Origin of the sequence: Rhizobium sp. MHM7A (assembly GCF_005862215.1) — a bacterium.
Classification (GTDB): Bacteria; Pseudomonadota; Alphaproteobacteria; order Rhizobiales; family Rhizobiaceae; genus Rhizobium; species Rhizobium bangladeshense.
The window spans coordinates 132,908-149,485 of sequence record NZ_VCHT01000001.1 but is presented as its reverse complement, the minus strand read 5'-3'; the positions used below and the strand labels follow the sequence as shown (position 1 = coordinate 149,485).

The following is a 16,578-nucleotide window of genomic DNA, read 5'->3' as shown; positions in this document are numbered from 1 at the left end:
TCCTCAACCCAACCAGGAGACATTGAAATGGAACTTAACGATCATCGCAGGCTCGGATCAGACCTCAGCCTTTATCACATACAAGAGAACGCGCCGGGAATGGTGTTCTGGCACCCACGCGGCTACGCGGTCTACCGGGTCTTGGAAGACTACATCCGTGGCGAAATGCGCCGCCTCGGCTTCAGGGAAATCCGCACTCCTCAGCTTCTCCCACGCGAAATCTGGGAAAAGAGCGGACATTGGGACAAGTTCGGGAAGAACATGTTTTGCGTCGAGGACGACGACGGGAAAGACTTCGCACTGAAGCCCATGTCCTGCCCGTGTCATATCCAGGTCTTTAACCAGGGTAAGAAATCCTGGCGTGATCTCCCGATCCGCTACGCGGAATTCGGAGCCTGCCACCGAAACGAAAGCTCAGGCTCCATGCACGGCCTCATGCGCACTCGGGCTTTCGAGCAGGATGATGCCCACGTCCTGTGTCGCGAGGAGCATGTTCAGCAGGAAGTCGCCCGCTTCATCGGCTTACTGGACAAGGTCTATAACGACCTCGGCTTCGCCGGTTACAAGGTTGCACTCTCCACTCGGCCGCCCGTCCGCGCCGGTTCCGACGAGCTTTGGGATTGGGCAGAGGAACAGCTTGCGGAGGCAGCTCACCAGAGAGGCATCGAATACTCGATCCAGCCGGGCGAGGGAGCCTTCTACGGCCCGAAGCTAGAGTTCGTCCTGAAGGACAAGCAGGGCAGGGAATGGCAGTGTGGAACTGTCCAGCTCGACACCGTGCTTCCCGCCAGACTCGACGCGTCTTACATCAACGAGAAGGGGGAGGAACAGGTCCCACTGATGATCCATCATGCAGTCTTCGGATCGATGGGACGCTTCCTAGCCATGTTGCTTGAACACCACGAAGGCAACCTGCCGTTCTGGCTCTCACCGGATCAGGTGGCCGTCATGCCGATCTCCAGGCAGCAAGCCGAGCACTCCGAAGCCTTCCACAACAATCTCGCGGATGCAGGCATTCGCAGCATCCTCCTCGACGGCAACGACACCCTTCAACGGCGCATTGTCGAGGCAGGCAAGATGAAGGTGCCCGTCATCGTGGTGATCGGCAATCGTGAAGCCGAGGCTGGAACTGTCGCTGTTCGGGAGAGGGACGGATCGCAAAGCGTGATCGACATGTTCGATGCCATCGAACTTTTCAGGCTTCGACGCAATTGACGGGAGCCTGACGCCAGCCGATATCTTTGCGAATTTCGGCTGGCAGCGCTTCAAAACGACGACGCTCCTGCCAGACCCGCACCTTGCAGGCCACCTTCTTGAAAATGTTCATGGCAATACTCTTCCTGGAAACACGATAAAACCATACACCTTCGGCCTGCGCCCATCAAAAGAGTTCGCTTGAAGCTAAGCTGAAGTTTCTTTGAAGTTTCCAAATTGGAGACCATTTCAGGAACAAACCCAAACGACTCCTGCTTTAACGGCTAAACCCATGGAATTCCTGCCTTTCCATTTACGTTGGCGCATGAAAATGTTGACATATACTGTCGAATCTTTATTTCTACATTATCGCGAATTGTGCCGCAGCGCCGTAAAGGGTTTGACATGTATCACCTAGCCCCAACCAAACTCTCAAAAGCGGTCAACACTTCTCAATTTGACCGGGTGCTCAATATTCATTCGGGCTTCATCATTTGCGATATGAACTATTCCGTCGAGGTCATCTACAAGGGGCGAAAGCATTCGATCCTGATGATCAACGGCCTGCGCAACGAGTCTCCTGCCGTCTACCATGATAATGGCAGGGTCTTCGTTATCGAAGGCAGCTTGCTTCTCGAAGTGAAGCTCAACGACACGCATGACCTCAACGGCGTCAATCTCCCTTACGATATCAGACGAGCTGCAAAACTGTCTCAGGGCGCACTCATATGCCACATGGCAGGATGCGTCATGATGTCCGACGATCTGCAGGAACGACTATGGTCGATTGAAGACGAGCAAATCACCGACGTCGTCTGGCGGGATGGAGAGCTGCGGGCTTATTACGGCGAGTACACCTCGATCCTGCTCGACCCGGAGACGGGGGACGAAATGAACATGACACCTTCCAAAGTGACGATTGAAGACCAGGATGGGGATGCCATTGTCCTTCACTTCCCCGCGAGAAGAGGACATTGATCATGCCCGCCTCGATCCAATCTCTGGTAGCAGAAGCGATGAACGACCTCGATGTCGTTGCAAAAATGGATGATCTTGAGCTTCTCGCAACCGAATGGCTCTGGACGCTCCGGGACAAGTCCACCGCCGCCATCCGCGACCTGACGAATGAACAGTTGCGTTCACTGCTGATCGAAGACCTGCTCACAATCACGAGCCTCGAAGGGCAGGGAAGGAAGCTCGCACAGACCGCCGACGGCATGATGCGGTTTCTCGATGGCCCCGGAAGAGCGCGGATTATTCAGGCGTGCTTCAACGATAAGCGGATCGGGGCAATGATCGTTACAGATGAAGACAAGCGTATTCGTCTTGATCCTCGACATATTCCAGCGGCCATGCGTCTGCTGGGCATCAACTGAAAACGCCGAAGGGGCCAATCTAACAGATCAGCCCCTTCGATCACCACAATCTCATTCCGGTGTCAGGCGGCGATGAGCCCCTTCTCGACGAATAGGGTCTTCAGCTCACCCGACTGAAACATTTCTCTGACAATGTCACAGCCACCGATGAACTCGCCTTTGACGTAGAGCTGCGGGATTGTCGGCCAAGCAGAATAATCCTTGATCCCTTCCCGAATTTCGTAGTCTTCAAGCACGTTCACCGACGCGAACTTCACGTCAAGCGCATTAAGGACTTGCACGACGACACCGGAAAACCCGCACTGCGGCGCTTGAGGCACGCCCTTCATGAACAGCATGACGTCATTTTCTTCGATCTTGGCGGCGATCTTTTGCTGAATATCAGACATATTTATTTCCTTCGTGAAAGCGTTCATCAATTGTTTGAAGAGCGGTGAGCCACGTCAAGGTTTCAACCCAGCCGCAGGCTCCTCGAAGCGATCCGCCAGGCTTCGAACCACGTGTTTTGCCTGCTCAAGATCACGATCACTGTCGCCGCAATATCTAACCCTCTCCGGACGCTCCACAATGAGCTTGCAGACATGATAAAATTCGCGCTGATGGCCCCGCCATTCAGCAAGGCCCTTGATCGAACGCTGCTGCTCGACGATGGAGGCCAAGATACTGTCCCGCTCGCCTTTTAGCCAAATCACAAGCGCGGCCCGGGCATCTTCAGCAGAGAGCGCGAACTCCTCCTGAAGTTCCAGAATTGCCGGATCATCGAGAGTTACACGACCTTTCTTGAAAAAGTTCACCGCCGAACCGTAAAAGCTTGCCGGGCCGACCGAACGGATCGAGATTTCGATGTGACCCCGCTGAACTAGGACCCGCTCAATGCCCTCGATCTGGGCAAAGTAGGTCTCACCATCCACGATGAAGACCGCAACGATCAAATCATCACGGCACCTGTGTTCAACCGCACACTTTTCCTCAACATCCAAATGCGCGGTCACTGCTTGTGACAGCTTCTTCGGCGTCCGATCTTCAAGCCTGTATGGATTGAATTTTTCCTCGTCGAAAAGGAGTCTATCCGATTTTCGACTGACGAACGACACATCTACCAGCTTGTGAACGCCGTCAACCTGTACCACCTTCGCATTCTCGTAACCGGAAAAGAAATCACGTTCAGTCGACACGACCTTAACCGCCTTTTCCGGATGAAGGCCGTCGATGACGTATTTTCTGGCGGCGTCGAAAAGATCGCGGTCGGTGACAAAAGCGTGGCCATGAGCGTTGTATTCGCCGCTCGCGATATAGATCGCAAAAGGAGAACCATCGAACTCCAACACCTTTACCGACGTTGCCTGCTCACCACGGTCGAAGACGTATTCCATCTTCGTCTGCACGATCAGACGGTCCGTCGTCTCAATATCGCGGATTTCACTGAAATAGTTTAGGTCGAAGACGCCATCGATGACCGCCGGAGCAACTTCATTCCACGGCTCACCACTTTTCGATGGCAGGTTATATATCTGTTCAGGCGTCATGTCTCACTCCAGGACTTTCTCAGGATTTGATCAGTTGGCAGCGTCAAGAACACCTTGCCACTTTGAGAAATCCTTTTGATGAATTATATAAGGGAGAGATAGGTTGGATACAAACATGGCTTCTGTTCAGACGCGGTCGTTTCATCACGACCGGGAAATTACCTGGCTAGACCAGCAGGACTCCATCGTGGGTTACCTGGACGGGATGCGACTATGCATAGAAAAGCTACCGAACCGGGGCAGGGCGCTATCGGACGATGGGACTGTCGTTCGGTTCATGCCCCGTCAGTACAAGACGACCGTCGATAAAGTCATAGCCAACCCTAAGTGCCCCATACGGACGGACCTTAATCTCGCGAAAGACGACGCAGTCGCATTCGCCCTGGAACTTCCAGGCCGCGTTCTTGCCCGGCGTGAAGCCCGAAAGGCGGAGCTTCTATCCAAACTCAGCCTTCCCGACGACGCAGCCGACTAAGCCGATGGTCGACACTCCATCGGCGATTGAAGCCCAACTCGACCTCCCAGGCTCTCGACCATCCCGCACCCACTGCAGCGTCACGTTCTGCAATCGAACCAGACGCCTGGAATGCGAGACAATCAGCGAGGACGGCCGAACAATCTATTATCCGGTCGAGTGGCTTTGCGCCGTTCATTGGCCAATCATTCCAAAAGCCATCAAGCAGCGACACATCAAGGCCAAGCGCGCCTTCAGGCGGAACCCATCAGCTGAAACCGCGAACGAGGAACTCGACGCTTGGGCGGCGTGCGTCAATGCAGCCCATGAAGCCGCTGCCGGTATCTAGCCGCGTTGCGCAACGCAGAATCAATGGTGACGGCAATGCTCACCGGGAACGCAAGGGTAAACGGCCACACGGCCTGTAATGCCGGGCTTTTTCCACTGATTACGGCTGTTTCAGATGGACAAACCACTCAACCAGGCCGACTGAAGGGTCATCACCACAAGTGAGTGTCCACGGATTGCCTGACCCTGTCTTGTATCCTGATCATATCGACAACACAGTCTTTGCATGGAGACAAAAACATGAGCGACATTCGCGACCTTGAAGTCTTCCTTGCGAGCCTGACGGTCGATCCACGACCGGCCGATGAAAGCGATATCGAACGGCAGATCAACGCGACCTATAAGTCAAACGGCCCCTGGATGGTATGGATCAATCCACCATGGAAGGACTTTACCCGTGAGTTTATCGAACCCGGGTACACGACGAAGACCGACGACGGAGAGGTAGACACCACCTACGAGGAAGGAGCCCTTCTTATCCGTGGCGATACCAATTTCTGGATTACCGCAGTGCTGCCCCGGAAGTTCGAAACGATCCCTCTCGCCGATCTCGTCAAAACGATCTGGCCTCATATCGACCAGCCAACACTATACCCGGATGACGGCGACATCTATTGGACGGCCCTGGACAACCAGGATATGGAGGTTCCAGGCGAGCCTTACGAGCTTTGGATCGAATATCCGTACCCGTCCGAGACAGAACTCGAACAAAGTCGGCTCTGCATGTATGCAAACGAGGTCGAGCTTTCGTCAGCCCTGAGCGACGCCAACCGCCAAAATGCCGAGCAGACAGAACGGTACCCGGAAAATCGTGCGCGATACTACGGCCTTGCGTGGAAAGACGGCGTCCGCCTTCCGTTCGCGGCCTGACTTCAGGGATCGGGTACAGGAAAAAGGGGCGGTGCTATTGCGCCGCCCCTTTAATTTTAGAACCCACCACCGGTCTTGAAGCTACCACCTCCGCCGCCGAACCCACCGCCCGAGCGGAAACCACCGCTGGAAGAACTGGAACGGCTGGAGCCGAAACCCCCGCCAGAACTGAAGCCGCCGGAGGACGGGGACTTCCGAATAGGCGGTGGCGGCGGACGACGATGGGCGCTCTCCAACTGACCGATGATCAGGGCTTCGTTCATGACACCTTGAATGAACCCGTTGACCAGCAGATCGACGTTGATGCCGGAAAAGCTATGACCGGAGCCGTTCCAATTGTTGTTGTCGATTTCATTTTCGATCTTCCGGAGACCGGCGATCTTCCGCTCGACTGCCGCCATCTGACGGGTGAGATCGTCAATCTGCTGTTCGCGGGCATGGACCTCGTCATGAAGACGCTGAATGCGACGTGCAATCTCATCGTCCTCCGGCGTGGATGTCTTGCGAGCCAAGGCTTCAAGATCATCTACACCGTTCTTCTTCAGGATATCGGTGAACTGACGGACCGTCTCCTTGAGATCGCCGTCCTGCGCGAGAGCAGCGTCGGCCAAATATTGATTGATCTTGGCGAGAGCCTGCGCCTGATCGTCAGCTTCCTTCAAGGCAGCATCGCGCTTCGCCTTGAGGTCGGCCAATGCCTCATGCTTCACATCCATGACCTGGAAGAACTCACGCTCCAGCACCTGAACCTTCGTGTCCAGATCGGAAATTTCAGGCTGCATAGCCTCCGAACGAGCCTTAATCCATTCCGGGATTTCAAGGAGGCGCTCGTAGTTTCCATTCGCCTCTTCATAGCTGATCTTCTGGGCCAGACGGCGATCCCAGACTTTAAACACGAAGGTGCCGCGATAGTCGGATGCGCCGAACTTACGGCCACGCAGGTAAACGAAATGCTCGTCGTTTTCATAGGCGACGCGCTTTTCATCACGCTCGGCGACCGCACGAGCATACTTGCGTTCCCACTCTTCCTGGGCGCTCTCAAGCAAGGAAAGACGCTCGACAAGCGGCTTCACTCGCTCATCGGCCAAGTAAACCGCCCGGATTTCAGCTTCCTGTGCATCAATTTCGCCCTGAAGCTGATCCATCTTGCCCTGATAGATGCCAGCCTGTTTCTTGGCGACTTCGATCAGGCGTTGATGTTCTGGCGCGGCTGCGCGGCTTTTTTCCACGCGCGCCTTACGCTCGTCGAGGGCGCGGGTAACGGAGGCGGGCAGTTGCACTGGCTCGGCGATATGCAAAGCGGCAAACCGGCTCCAGAGGTTGCTCTCCTCACGCAGAGCGGCCTCATTATCCTGCTGAAGATCGAGGACCTGATCTGCGAGTTGGCGACGATTTTCGTCCAGACGTTCACGATGGGAACCGAATTCGCGATAGACGCTGCTTCCTGAAGACATGATATAGCTCCCCTCGCTTACCAGGATGTGATGCGCTGATCATTGATCGTCGGGAGGTCCCAACGGATATCAATGCTTCCAGCAGGCTTCACACCTGCCTTCGTATTGTCGACGACGCCGTCGGCCTGCTTGTCTGCCCCGACCTTTTCATAGGTCCGCTGCGGAACGCGAATAGCCCAGGTACTGGCATTGTATGTCCGGCCATTTTCAACATTCTTCACGTCGACAGACTGCACTCGGCCGGTCCTATCGACCGCCTCGACGACAAGGTAATAATATTTCTCGCCTGTCGGCTCCCAGTAGCGCCAGACACCTGACCGCTCACCCTCACGATCCACGATCCGGATGTCATAGGTCGACTGGACGTAGTTGAGCGTAGTGGTGTAGTTACGGATCGCAGACTTCAGGGAAGATGCGTCCGCGCTTTCCGCAGCCAGGCTGATACTGTGAAGCTTAAGATTGAGGGCCTCGCGAGCATTCGCATCCACGCTCAGACCGGCAACCTTGGCCGCTTCGGCGTCGATGATCTGCTTGGCAGAAGCCAGCCGAGTCCGGCGCGCTTCCGTTTCCTTCAGCGTGCGACCAAGCTCATCAATCGCCTTGATACCATTTTCCGCAGCGAAGGCGTCACGAGCACGGATTGCGCTATTGACGATTGTCTGCTGGGCCGCGATTTCGGATTTGGAGACCTCGTCCTGAAGCCGGGTAGCACTGGCAAGGGCATCTTCACTGACTGCTTTCAGGCGGTTCGGAAGGACTTCAGCGAGCTGCAGTTCAAGGTGACGAGCCGCCTCAAGTGCAGGCTTCTCAACAAATTGATACTGAGCAGCGTTGTAACCAACGACACCGAGAACAACCACACCCACGGCAACAGAGAGCCTCAGTGCATACTTGTTGCGACGAACATAGCTCGTCCACAGGAAGCGACTGACCCCTGCCTTCATCGGCTTGAAGATGAACCGCTCAGCATCCTTACGCTGAACCGCTTCCTCGATGACAGCGTCGGAAACTTCCATTCCCTGCGCTTTATACATGTCCTTCAGACGTGCCTTGAGAGCCTTCTTACGATCCTCGCTGCCGAGTTCGTGGTCGATAAGGCGTTCGTCGTTCCTGATCGTGTCGACAATGTCAGACGCCACGATCAAGTCGTTGAAGGACGGGGAATGTGCTGATGCCAATGCTGTCATCGACTTGCTCCGTTAGGCGGCGAGCTTGATCTGGGAAGACTTGTTCGCAAGCTCGGAATAACGCTGCTTGCCTTCTTCAACCTTGGCGGTGATGTCGGCGGCGTTCTGAGTTGCGACGTTGCGCATTTCCTCGATCAACGGAATGCTCTGCTCCGTTTCCGCGATGAGAGCGTCGACGAGCTTGGCAACCGAGTTCGGATCGATGGTCGCGCCATAACCGGAACGAATTGCTTTCTCGTTGACCTTGCCGGTCACGTCAGCGAGGTCTTCAAGCGACTTGTTCACGCCGTCCGTCATCGCGTCGAGGGCATTGGTGCCCTCGGCAAGACCGACGGTCGCCGAGTAGTTGGCCTTGAGTGCTGCCAGCGTCGAGCGGTTGGTCGCAAAGAAGGTCACTGCACGACGCCAGATGCGATCCTTGAGCTTGCTCGTATCTTCGAGCTTCTTCATGGTGACTTCGGTCACGCTGTAGGCGATCTGCAGGTTTTCCGCCAGGTCCTTGGCAACCTGCCAACGAGACTCTTCTCGATCACGCTGATCGTTTGCGGCATCGCGCTCAAGCGCCAGGGTAACGCGAGCTGCTTCGTCATCGGCTGGTGCCGCATCAACGGCACCTTGGGCAGCTGCAGCCTTTGCCTTGACATCCTCCAGGATAACGTCGAGCTTCTTCTTGATTTCGAGCGCAGCAACGTGCGAACGGCCCAAAGCATTCCGGAAAAGCTTGTAGGCAGCAAGGATTTCAGCCTCGCCCTTCAGCTGTGCCTCAAGCGCTATTGTGACCTGCTCGAAGCGATCTTCGATCTTCTTGAAGCGGTCTGCGATGTCGCCCTCGGTCGCTTCCTTGAAAAAGCTGGTGATGGACGAGAAGAAACCCTTTTCCTTGCCGCTCGCGGCATCCGTCACAGCAGCCTTGGCTTCTTCACGGATAGAGGTGAATGCATCGTTGATTTCCTTGTAGTCGTCACCGACTGCGATGCCGCTAATCTTGGACACGACCAAGCCGTCGAACATGACCTGTTCAGCGAGCGTGCGCGCAACGAAAAGCGCCATTTCCTCATCGACATCTTTGATCGCCTCGATAATCGTGACGATTGCCTGCGGCCCCTTGGGTTCCGTACGGAGACCAAGCGCCTTGATCTTGTCGATTGCGGTCTGCAGCGCCTGCGAACCAACCGTTACGATTTCATTCATCCTGCTTTCCCTCTTGTTAGCGGAAATCTGACTTCTGTCGCGTTACTTAATGAGAAACGAGAACCCCTACAAGGGCGCGGAGACCGGAAACAAGGAAATCTTTGGAGTGACGGGTGGAGCAATAGGAATTCAGCATCGAACATCGGAAGAATTCCTTCACATCAAAAGCGCAGACACGGCTTCAGCAGAGGATTTCCACGGCAACCCGAACCGAAGGGCAGGACGACGCATACGCCTGTTTTATAGCATTCCTTTAACGCATGCGAAATCCTGAGCATCTTGCACATTGACCATTGTTTACGTCACTAACTGCCTGGAATATAGGCATGTTGATTATTTTTTATGCCGCATACTCCCGCCGAACTTCGGCTCATGATAAGAGTCGTTAATCAATGGAGTTCTGCTATGAACATTGCAGTTGGAGCCAATACGCGCGTCATTTCCCTGTCCGCATTCCGGGCAACGCGCACCGCGACGGTCGATCCGCGTTTCACGCCACCTGTTGTCGACATCGATGGCTGGTATCATCGCGATGAGATCGTAAAGGCCACGGCTAATTCGCCGCACGAGCGGCAGCAGTCGTAAGACATCTGACTTTTTGCCTCAAGCGCCAGGCCAATCTTGACCTGATGTTGTCAAGGTTCTACGCTCCCGCGACGCGAAGAGGGACGATCATGAGCAACACCGTTACCCGTGCAGACCTCTCGGAGGTCGTACACAAGAAAGTCGGTCTCACCAGGACAGAGGCCTCGGAACTGGTCGACCAAATACTGGATGAAATTTCAGACGCGTTTATCAGGGGCGAAGAGGTGAAGCTTTCCGGCTTTGCTACGTTCTCCGTGAGGGCCAAGAACGAGCGACTTGGCCGCAACCCCAAGACAGGGGAAGAGAAGGTTATCTCACCCCGGACCGTGATATCGTTCAAGGCTTCTAACGTCTTGAAATCAACGGTGCTGAGGGGAAATTTGAAGGCCCGCAAGCTTCAACGAAAAAAGGCTTGAAGCAGTCAGAGCCGCCCAAAGTTATCGACATTAGGAAGATCGCTCGCGGCCAACTCAGCAAAGATGTTGGGTTCGCCATTTGCTACTTTGTCGGCAGAGTCTGCAAACGCCGTCCACCCCGCGCGACCGATAGCACGGATACCCACATAAAAGCCGATATAGATGCAGGACACCCACAAAACGGAACCCTGCCAGGAAGGAACACCCTGCAACAGGTCATAGTGGAGGATTTTATAGAAGCCAAGCGACGCTAGGACCGTGCAAGAGCAAACCGTCACCGTCAACAGGACGAGAAACAGTAGCCTGAGCGTATAGAGATCAAAACCCAGCTCCCGATCCATCATGGCCGTCCCCTTCTATCCTGGCGTCGATATAGAAAGGATATGGCCACAAAACAACTTGCAACCACCCGGTGGTCACGACAAAGTAAATAATACCTTAATCTCCACAGATCGTTTGAGCATTTCATGCGGCGTTTTTTCGACTTTTCTTCTTCGATGTCGCACTTCCTCGGCGTATATATCTACGGGCCGAACCGAGGCAAGTGGTGGCATTCATGCGCGATTATGCCCCTCTGGAAGCTCGGTCGGGCCATTCATCGGCGTAAGCTGCGGTTACTCTACAGGTTTCATCCGTCCTATCGTTTCCATATGATCGATACGGGTCTTAAGCCAGGTCCCCACATGGGAGAACGGCTCATTCTTCACGCTTCGTTCTCGATCCTCATGAATTCGATGAAAATCCGCTTTGACACCCTAGATCGGCTGGAAACCGAGACACGCGACCTAGAGGCAGCACCTATAGGAAATAATTCCCCAGAGCTGATCGACCACGAAGTCGCATTTCGCAAAGAGATGATCCAGCTCATCAGGTGGTGGACAATCACTCGACCCGCTGACCTCGCACACGCAAAATCGCTCGCAGACCTGGTTTACGGTGACGTTTACATGGTCGAGAGAATCGACGAAAAAACCGGCGCAAAATCGCTTGAAATCTTTCCGACAGCACCTGAACATAAGGGGCAGAAGAAGGAATTACGGGCCCTCCGAAAAAAGATCGCTCACGAAGAAACCGAGATGCTTCACCGACTGATCGACATCAAGGGCGGGCTCGACTAACAAGGAAGATCAAGCCGATGCAAACACAGCGGTCGTTCCCGATTGCAACCTTCAACGGCTTGACCGAAACCGCGATGCGGCTCCTGATCATTCTTGAAACCCATTACGGACAAGATTTCGATTTCGAGACGCTGCGACTCATGGATTTCTTTGCGGTGTTCTCTGGAGATGTCGACGGACCGCAAAGTCTCCACCCTGTGACATCTGCAAGAGGAGGAGCCTACAATGTTCGCAAAACCTCCATCGCACATGCCTTGGATTTCCTGTTAGCGGCGGGACTGATCTCCGATGAAAATGGTGTGTATTCCGCAACCAATAAAGACGATGGCGATCCCTATCGAACGCGATACCTGACTGGAATCCAATCGGCCTCGGCGTGGATGAAGCAGCGCGCCAAGCAGATTGGCTCGAAAGCTTTCACAAGCGAGATGAGACGGACTGCATTATCACTGGCTGAGGAAAGCCTCTCTGCACAGCCACCACAGGCCGATGAGATGTTCGCCTCCCTAAAAACCACCTACGAGAGCGACATTCTCCGACTTGAAGGTCTACAGGACGCCAGCGAAATCTTCCAAAGCCTTCTAGAGATCGACCTCAAAGCAGCCTCTAACGACAATGGATCGGTTATTCCGCCATTTTCCTATTTCGAGGCAGTTCATGCCAAGGCGACCAAGGAGATTGTCTCGACCCTGAGCCTTTACACAGGCCTCCTGAAATTAAGACCAGAATTGAGAGACACACCTACCACCACCGGCTGATATCGAGCTTGTCGAATGCTCCAGCCGCCGGTCAACTGAAACAGTATCAAGGAGATCGTCATGCGATTCATTCGCCCGGAAACAAGCTACGAGAAGCAAATTACCGAAATTAAGTCCTACCTGCGCACGATTGGACGCGATAGCAATTTTCTGGCGCTCAAAGCTTTCAACTTTGCCCGGGAATATCACACCGGGATGCGGAAGGGCGGAAACGCACCCGAATATTCTCACCAGGTCTTCATTGCAAACTACGCCCGATCCCTGGAAAGCGGGCTACTCTATCCACAAGAGACACTCGCCGCCATCTTCCTGCATGACGTTTGCGAAGATTACGACGTCACCTACGAGAAGATCGAGGAACTGTTCGGCAAGCGGATTCGCAACTCCGTCGAGGCCCTCACGAAAGTGTACAAGGGTGAGAAAATTCCTTACCCGGTCTATTTCGCAAACATCGCCAAGGACCCGATTGCCAGCATCGCTAAAGGTATCGACCGCTGCCACAACATCCTGACCATGAGCGATGCGGAGTGGACCACCGAAAAGCAGGAAAACTACCTGATCGACATCACCGACTGGTTCCTTCCGATGCTCAAGGAAGCAAGGGAAAGATTTCCCGAACAATGGGGTGCCTATGAGAACATCAAGGGCAATCTCTTGATGCAGGCAAAACACATCCAGCTCAACATCGCACTGCGAAATCAATACGAGGATAGCTCGTTGACGGGCCTTTCTGTCGGCTAAAACGAGCAACATTTTACTTTTCTTGCGCCGACAGACTATATTTCTCTTGAGGCGCAAGGGAAGGAAAACCGATGAGCTTTGTCGAAAAACTGAATGACCGTATCAGATCGAAGATCACGCCACAGACTTCGGCTCGTATCACAGCGATCCGGGAGAGAGAACACGGCATCGAGATTGCCGGTGATAATCGGGCCCCCGAATACGGTGCCGATATCCACGACTCCATGTGGGCATTTTCACACCGAGCCGCAGCTCAGGCAGAGGCCCGTCAGGCTCAGATCGACGAAGCTGCACCCGTGATGCGGATGTAAGCAAATTTAATTTCGAGTCATCATGGAAAACGCACGGGGCTATTGTGGTTTTCTGATAAAGCATTAACGATCCCGACATGCTTTTCAGGAGAAATGTTAAATGACGACCGAAACCAGCAAGTCACAAAACCGGGAACTGACGCTGTTATATCTGGAGGAAGACAACGGCAACTGCCGCGTCTATTTCCGCTCTGAAGCCCGTAGACTATATTGCTACCAGCTTGAGAGACGCGGTGAATTCAAGCTTTTTGCATGCACAAGCGATGGGGAACCGCTTGCCTCTATCGACCCAAGCGAAGTTGAAGTCACGCTGAAGTCGACGGCCCCTGGCGAAGTGAAAATCGGCAAGGAATTCCTTGAGTGGCATGAGGCGATGACAGCCCAGCCATCATCGCCTTCCATGTGAACCGGCGATATTACTTCCGCGTCAGCTCTTGCTCAACCAAGGCACCGAGAGCTGACGCTCCCATAAAGCCACCATGAACATTGTTCCCAACAACGAAAGTCGGTGTCGCGGAAACGCCGTGACGAGAGGCTTCCATCCCGATTTCCGAGATCGTCTTAGACGTCGCAGGGTCCGCAGCACAGCTAACAGCCTTCAACTTCCGATCACCTTCAAGGCCGACGACATCAGCTGCAGCCTCCGCTGGGTTCGACGCGTGAACCCAATCAGACTGATCCTCCATCATCTTTTCAACTGCAACAGCGCGCTCGTTTACTGACAAGCAGGTGACGAACGATGCACCAGCCAGACCTGCCTGATCATATGGGAAATGACGGAATACGAAGTGAACTTTCCCCGTGTCGACGTACTTCTTCAGGAAGTCCGAAAGGTGATTGTCGTGGAAATTCTTACAGTGGACGCACGTTAGCGAGCCGTATTCCGTAATCCGAACCGGTGCGTCAGCCTTCCCAAAGGAAATGTCACTCGGGTAAACGTTCTTGGTGTCCCAGGTCGCAGATCGCTCCGCCTCCAGCGGCTTGTTCACATAAGAGATAGAGCCGTAGGCAACCGCGCCGACGCCCGCAAGGCCCACCGCAGCCAGAACACTATTTCGTATCACACGAACCTTCTTCTGCCGGGCCTCACGAATCTTGGTCTCAGCCAGGCGTACTGCAGCCTGCTCGCGCGTCTTTCTGCTCATAGGAATTCCTTCACTGGAAACTTTAATTCCTTTACTGTTGCGGCATCGCAGCACATGTGCAAGCTGCTTTCGTCCAGGATTTAGTCAAAGCAAAACTTCCATCAAACAATAAGTCGTGAAGCTTGAGCGGGCGCTCCTTCCCGACCTTGGCGATGCTCCTCTTGTTTAACGCTGCCTGTTTTGCTTCTATTCAGAGAAACGGGAGAATAGTCATGATCCTCACGACCGCGAGCGAACAAACCAAGCGCCTGACCGACGAACAGGTGAAGCTCCTCCGCGATGAATGCGATGATGTCACCGCGCGGATGGAGGCAGGGTGGCTAATCGTCATAGGGTACAAGGGAGACAAGAGACTGGTGTTGGCTCATTGCGATAGCCAACAAGATTACGAGATGAAGATGGGCATCTTCAGACCGAGCCGCTACGGCAACGACGGGTCTGGCTACGCGTTCAGCGCAACGGCCACCTACGAAAAGGAAGGACAGGTTACCGGCACCCAAGTCTTCTATTTCTGCCACGTGACGCGATATCTCAATGACATTGCCGACGAAGTCAGAGCGCTTGCGGATGAAAATCTTCGCGAAGTGAGGGAAGGGGAAGATCGCAAAATTACCTTCGCGACGGTTTATTGGGACGACATTCCTCGAAACAGCCAGGTCCTCACCTTAGAACGCTCGAACACACCGACCCCATGATTAAGACACCTCCGAGCAACATCAGGCGCTACATGTCGACCCTCCACGGCAAACTTGCGGAATGGGAGAAAGTCGCCATGGCAGCACTGGACATCCTGGAGAGGAACGCCGCAACTGGTGAGGACCTTCTCAGATACATCACACGACAACTCGATCCGGATAACGGAAGCGAATCCTACGCGCTGGAAACCAAATGGTTCGCCACCTACAGCATCCGACATCTTCAAATTGAAGACCTGAAGTTTGCCACCGAGTCCGCAACGAAAAAACCGGGCGATTTCGCCCGTTACGTGCACTCATTCGCGCAAAACGTCAGGTATCTGCGAGACGAGGAACAGTTTTTTCTCTCCCTGATGGCGCGATTTGACGAAGGGGCCGCGCAGTACGGATTTGTCACCGGCGATCCCGCCAATGAGGAAGACCCAGAGTTCGTCGCCGCCAGGAACCTGGCAAAAGCCCTGTCCGACCTCGCAAAGCTTCACGAAGAAGCGCGCTTGGTATTGCCCGAAATCACCACCAGGATCGGACACTGGATCGATCTCAGCAACTCTCTTAGCCCACATAAGTGGAAGCCACCTTTCGAACCTGTCGAGACGCTTTGGCACGCCACCCTATATGCTACAGACATCTGCAAGGATGGCTTTTCATCAGAACGCCCCACAGACCGAAAGGGCCTGGGAGCATTCGGCACCTTGAACACAATCTCAATGACAGCAGAAGTTGACCTTGCTCTGGATGCGGCCAATATGTTTCACACGGCCTGGCACATTGCGCACGGCAACATCGCCGCTCTGGACATCCTCGCTGCCATGCGGGAGGAGGGGATCGACACGACCTACGATTTCCGAAACCATTTCGGCAGCCAGGACATCGAAACACTGAGCGACCCGGCCGATGCCATGAAGATGCTGCGCCTCTACCTCTATGCCAGTGAACGGCAATCCAACCCGGTTTTCGTCAATCCAGACGAATTACTGGAAGCCCTTCTTGCAATCGACATCGATCAGATCGGCCTGGTCGCGTGTGATGTCGGTCTGTATGACACCACGGAATACCTGCACGGGGAGGCAGAGTTCAGGGTAACTCCCAGTCAAGTAATTTCCGTCAAACGCGGGGAAATGGAGATTACCGGATTACCCTTCGCAACCGCTTTGATTGAGAACACGCCTTCAACATTGACCATGTGACGTTCTCAAGGCGGTCACATGG

At 54.2% G+C, this 16,578-nt stretch carries 22 protein-coding genes; 14 read left to right on the top strand and 8 right to left on the bottom strand.

The features are described from left to right. Positions 1-27: 27 nt before the first annotated feature. On the top strand, positions 28-1,215 hold the full coding sequence (thrS, locus tag FFR93_RS00835; RefSeq protein ID WP_138391441.1) for a threonine--tRNA ligase: 1,188 nt from the start codon (positions 28-30) through the stop codon (positions 1,213-1,215). On the opposite strand, the gene FFR93_RS41870 is transcribed toward thrS, so the two are convergent. After that, positions 1,196-1,327 (bottom strand): hypothetical protein, encoded by a 132-nt coding sequence (locus FFR93_RS41870; RefSeq protein WP_281407895.1) that lies wholly within the window; start codon positions 1,325-1,327, stop codon positions 1,196-1,198. The genes thrS and FFR93_RS41870 overlap by 20 nt on opposite strands. 272 nt (positions 1,328-1,599) lie before the next feature. On the opposite strand from FFR93_RS41870, the gene FFR93_RS00830 reads away from it, so the two are divergent. Continuing rightward, entirely contained in the window at positions 1,600-2,172 is a 573-nt protein-coding gene (locus tag FFR93_RS00830; RefSeq protein WP_138391440.1) for a hypothetical protein, read from the top strand. A 2-nt stretch (positions 2,173-2,174) separates the two neighbouring features. After that, on the top strand, positions 2,175-2,570 hold the full coding sequence (locus FFR93_RS00825) for a hypothetical protein (protein ID WP_138391439.1): 396 nt from the start codon (positions 2,175-2,177) through the stop codon (positions 2,568-2,570). A 62-nt stretch (positions 2,571-2,632) separates the two neighbouring features. Here the strand turns inward: FFR93_RS00825 and grxD are convergent, their stop codons facing one another. Then, on the bottom strand, positions 2,633-2,959 hold the full coding sequence (grxD, locus tag FFR93_RS00820; protein ID WP_138391438.1) for a Grx4 family monothiol glutaredoxin: 327 nt from the start codon (positions 2,957-2,959) through the stop codon (positions 2,633-2,635). Positions 2,960-3,013: 54 nt separating this feature from the next. After that, positions 3,014-4,096 (bottom strand): hypothetical protein, encoded by a 1,083-nt coding sequence (locus FFR93_RS00815; protein ID WP_138391437.1) that lies wholly within the window; start codon positions 4,094-4,096, stop codon positions 3,014-3,016. A 115-nt stretch (positions 4,097-4,211) separates the two neighbouring features. On the opposite strand from FFR93_RS00815, the gene FFR93_RS00810 reads away from it, so the two are divergent. Both FFR93_RS00810 and FFR93_RS00805 read left to right on the top strand, forming a co-directional pair. After that, positions 4,212-4,571 carry a hypothetical protein gene (locus FFR93_RS00810; protein WP_138391436.1) on the top strand — a complete coding sequence of 120 codons (360 nt, stop codon included), beginning with the start codon at positions 4,212-4,214 and terminating at the stop codon, positions 4,569-4,571. 567 nt (positions 4,572-5,138) lie between these two features. After that, a complete protein-coding gene (locus FFR93_RS00805) occupies positions 5,139-5,768 on the top strand; it encodes a hypothetical protein (protein ID WP_138391435.1) in 630 nt (209 codons plus the stop codon). A 56-nt stretch (positions 5,769-5,824) separates the two neighbouring features. Here FFR93_RS00805 and FFR93_RS00800 read toward each other — a convergent pair whose 3' ends face one another. From FFR93_RS00800 to FFR93_RS00790, 3 genes are read right to left on the bottom strand one after another with little or no spacing between them, the layout of a single operon-like run. Next, a complete protein-coding gene (locus tag FFR93_RS00800; protein ID WP_138391434.1) occupies positions 5,825-7,222 on the bottom strand; it encodes a hypothetical protein in 1,398 nt (465 codons plus the stop codon). Positions 7,223-7,239: 17 nt separating this feature from the next. After that, positions 7,240-8,409, bottom strand: a complete 1,170-nt coding sequence (locus tag FFR93_RS00795) for a DUF6384 family protein (protein ID WP_138391433.1) — start codon at positions 8,407-8,409, stop codon at positions 7,240-7,242. Between the two features lie 12 nt (positions 8,410-8,421). Beyond that, positions 8,422-9,600, bottom strand: a complete 1,179-nt coding sequence (locus FFR93_RS00790) for a hypothetical protein (RefSeq protein WP_138391432.1) — start codon at positions 9,598-9,600, stop codon at positions 8,422-8,424. 405 nt (positions 9,601-10,005) lie between these two features. Here FFR93_RS00790 and FFR93_RS00785 point away from each other — a divergent pair, with 405 nt between their 5' ends. Both FFR93_RS00785 and FFR93_RS00780 read left to right on the top strand, forming a co-directional pair. Further along, positions 10,006-10,185 carry a hypothetical protein gene (locus FFR93_RS00785; protein ID WP_138391431.1) on the top strand — a complete coding sequence of 60 codons (180 nt, stop codon included), beginning with the start codon at positions 10,006-10,008 and terminating at the stop codon, positions 10,183-10,185. 86 nt (positions 10,186-10,271) lie between these two features. Then, positions 10,272-10,601 (top strand): integration host factor subunit alpha, encoded by a 330-nt coding sequence (locus FFR93_RS00780; protein WP_138392850.1) that lies wholly within the window; start codon positions 10,272-10,274, stop codon positions 10,599-10,601. 5 nt (positions 10,602-10,606) lie between these two features. Here the strand turns inward: FFR93_RS00780 and FFR93_RS00775 are convergent, their stop codons facing one another. Further along, positions 10,607-10,945, bottom strand: coding sequence for a hypothetical protein (locus tag FFR93_RS00775; protein ID WP_138391430.1), 339 nt, complete (start codon positions 10,943-10,945; stop codon positions 10,607-10,609). A 123-nt stretch (positions 10,946-11,068) separates the two neighbouring features. Between FFR93_RS00775 and FFR93_RS00770 the strand changes: the two genes are divergently transcribed. The 5 genes from FFR93_RS00770 (at position 11,069) to FFR93_RS00750 (ending at position 13,935) form a co-directional block, all read left to right on the top strand. After that, positions 11,069-11,719 carry a hypothetical protein gene (locus tag FFR93_RS00770; protein ID WP_138391429.1) on the top strand — a complete coding sequence of 217 codons (651 nt, stop codon included), beginning with the start codon at positions 11,069-11,071 and terminating at the stop codon, positions 11,717-11,719. Positions 11,720-11,736: 17 nt separating this feature from the next. Further along, entirely contained in the window at positions 11,737-12,477 is a 741-nt protein-coding gene (locus FFR93_RS00765) for an ABC-three component system middle component 2 (protein WP_138391428.1), read from the top strand. A gap of 60 nt (positions 12,478-12,537) precedes the next feature. Then, complete coding sequence (locus FFR93_RS00760) at positions 12,538-13,218, top strand: HD domain-containing protein (protein ID WP_138391427.1); 681 nt, start codon at positions 12,538-12,540, stop codon at positions 13,216-13,218. 71 nt (positions 13,219-13,289) lie between these two features. Next, complete coding sequence (locus tag FFR93_RS00755; protein WP_138391426.1) at positions 13,290-13,529, top strand: hypothetical protein; 240 nt, start codon at positions 13,290-13,292, stop codon at positions 13,527-13,529. Positions 13,530-13,629: 100 nt separating this feature from the next. Further along, positions 13,630-13,935, top strand: a complete 306-nt coding sequence (locus FFR93_RS00750; protein ID WP_138391425.1) for a hypothetical protein — start codon at positions 13,630-13,632, stop codon at positions 13,933-13,935. A 10-nt stretch (positions 13,936-13,945) separates the two neighbouring features. On the opposite strand, the gene FFR93_RS00745 is transcribed toward FFR93_RS00750, so the two are convergent. Continuing rightward, the gene (locus FFR93_RS00745; RefSeq protein WP_138391424.1) at positions 13,946-14,674 is read right to left on the bottom strand and encodes a thioredoxin domain-containing protein; all 729 of its coding nucleotides are present in this window, start codon (positions 14,672-14,674) and stop codon (positions 13,946-13,948) included. A gap of 212 nt (positions 14,675-14,886) precedes the next feature. Between FFR93_RS00745 and FFR93_RS00740 the strand changes: the two genes are divergently transcribed. Together FFR93_RS00740 and FFR93_RS00735 are read left to right on the top strand one after the other, a co-directional pair. Continuing rightward, the gene (locus FFR93_RS00740; RefSeq protein ID WP_138391423.1) at positions 14,887-15,369 is read left to right on the top strand and encodes a hypothetical protein; all 483 of its coding nucleotides are present in this window, start codon (positions 14,887-14,889) and stop codon (positions 15,367-15,369) included. A 77-nt stretch (positions 15,370-15,446) separates the two neighbouring features. Further along, on the top strand, positions 15,447-16,556 hold the full coding sequence (locus FFR93_RS00735) for a hypothetical protein (protein ID WP_138391422.1): 1,110 nt from the start codon (positions 15,447-15,449) through the stop codon (positions 16,554-16,556). Positions 16,557-16,578: the final 22 nt, after the last annotated feature.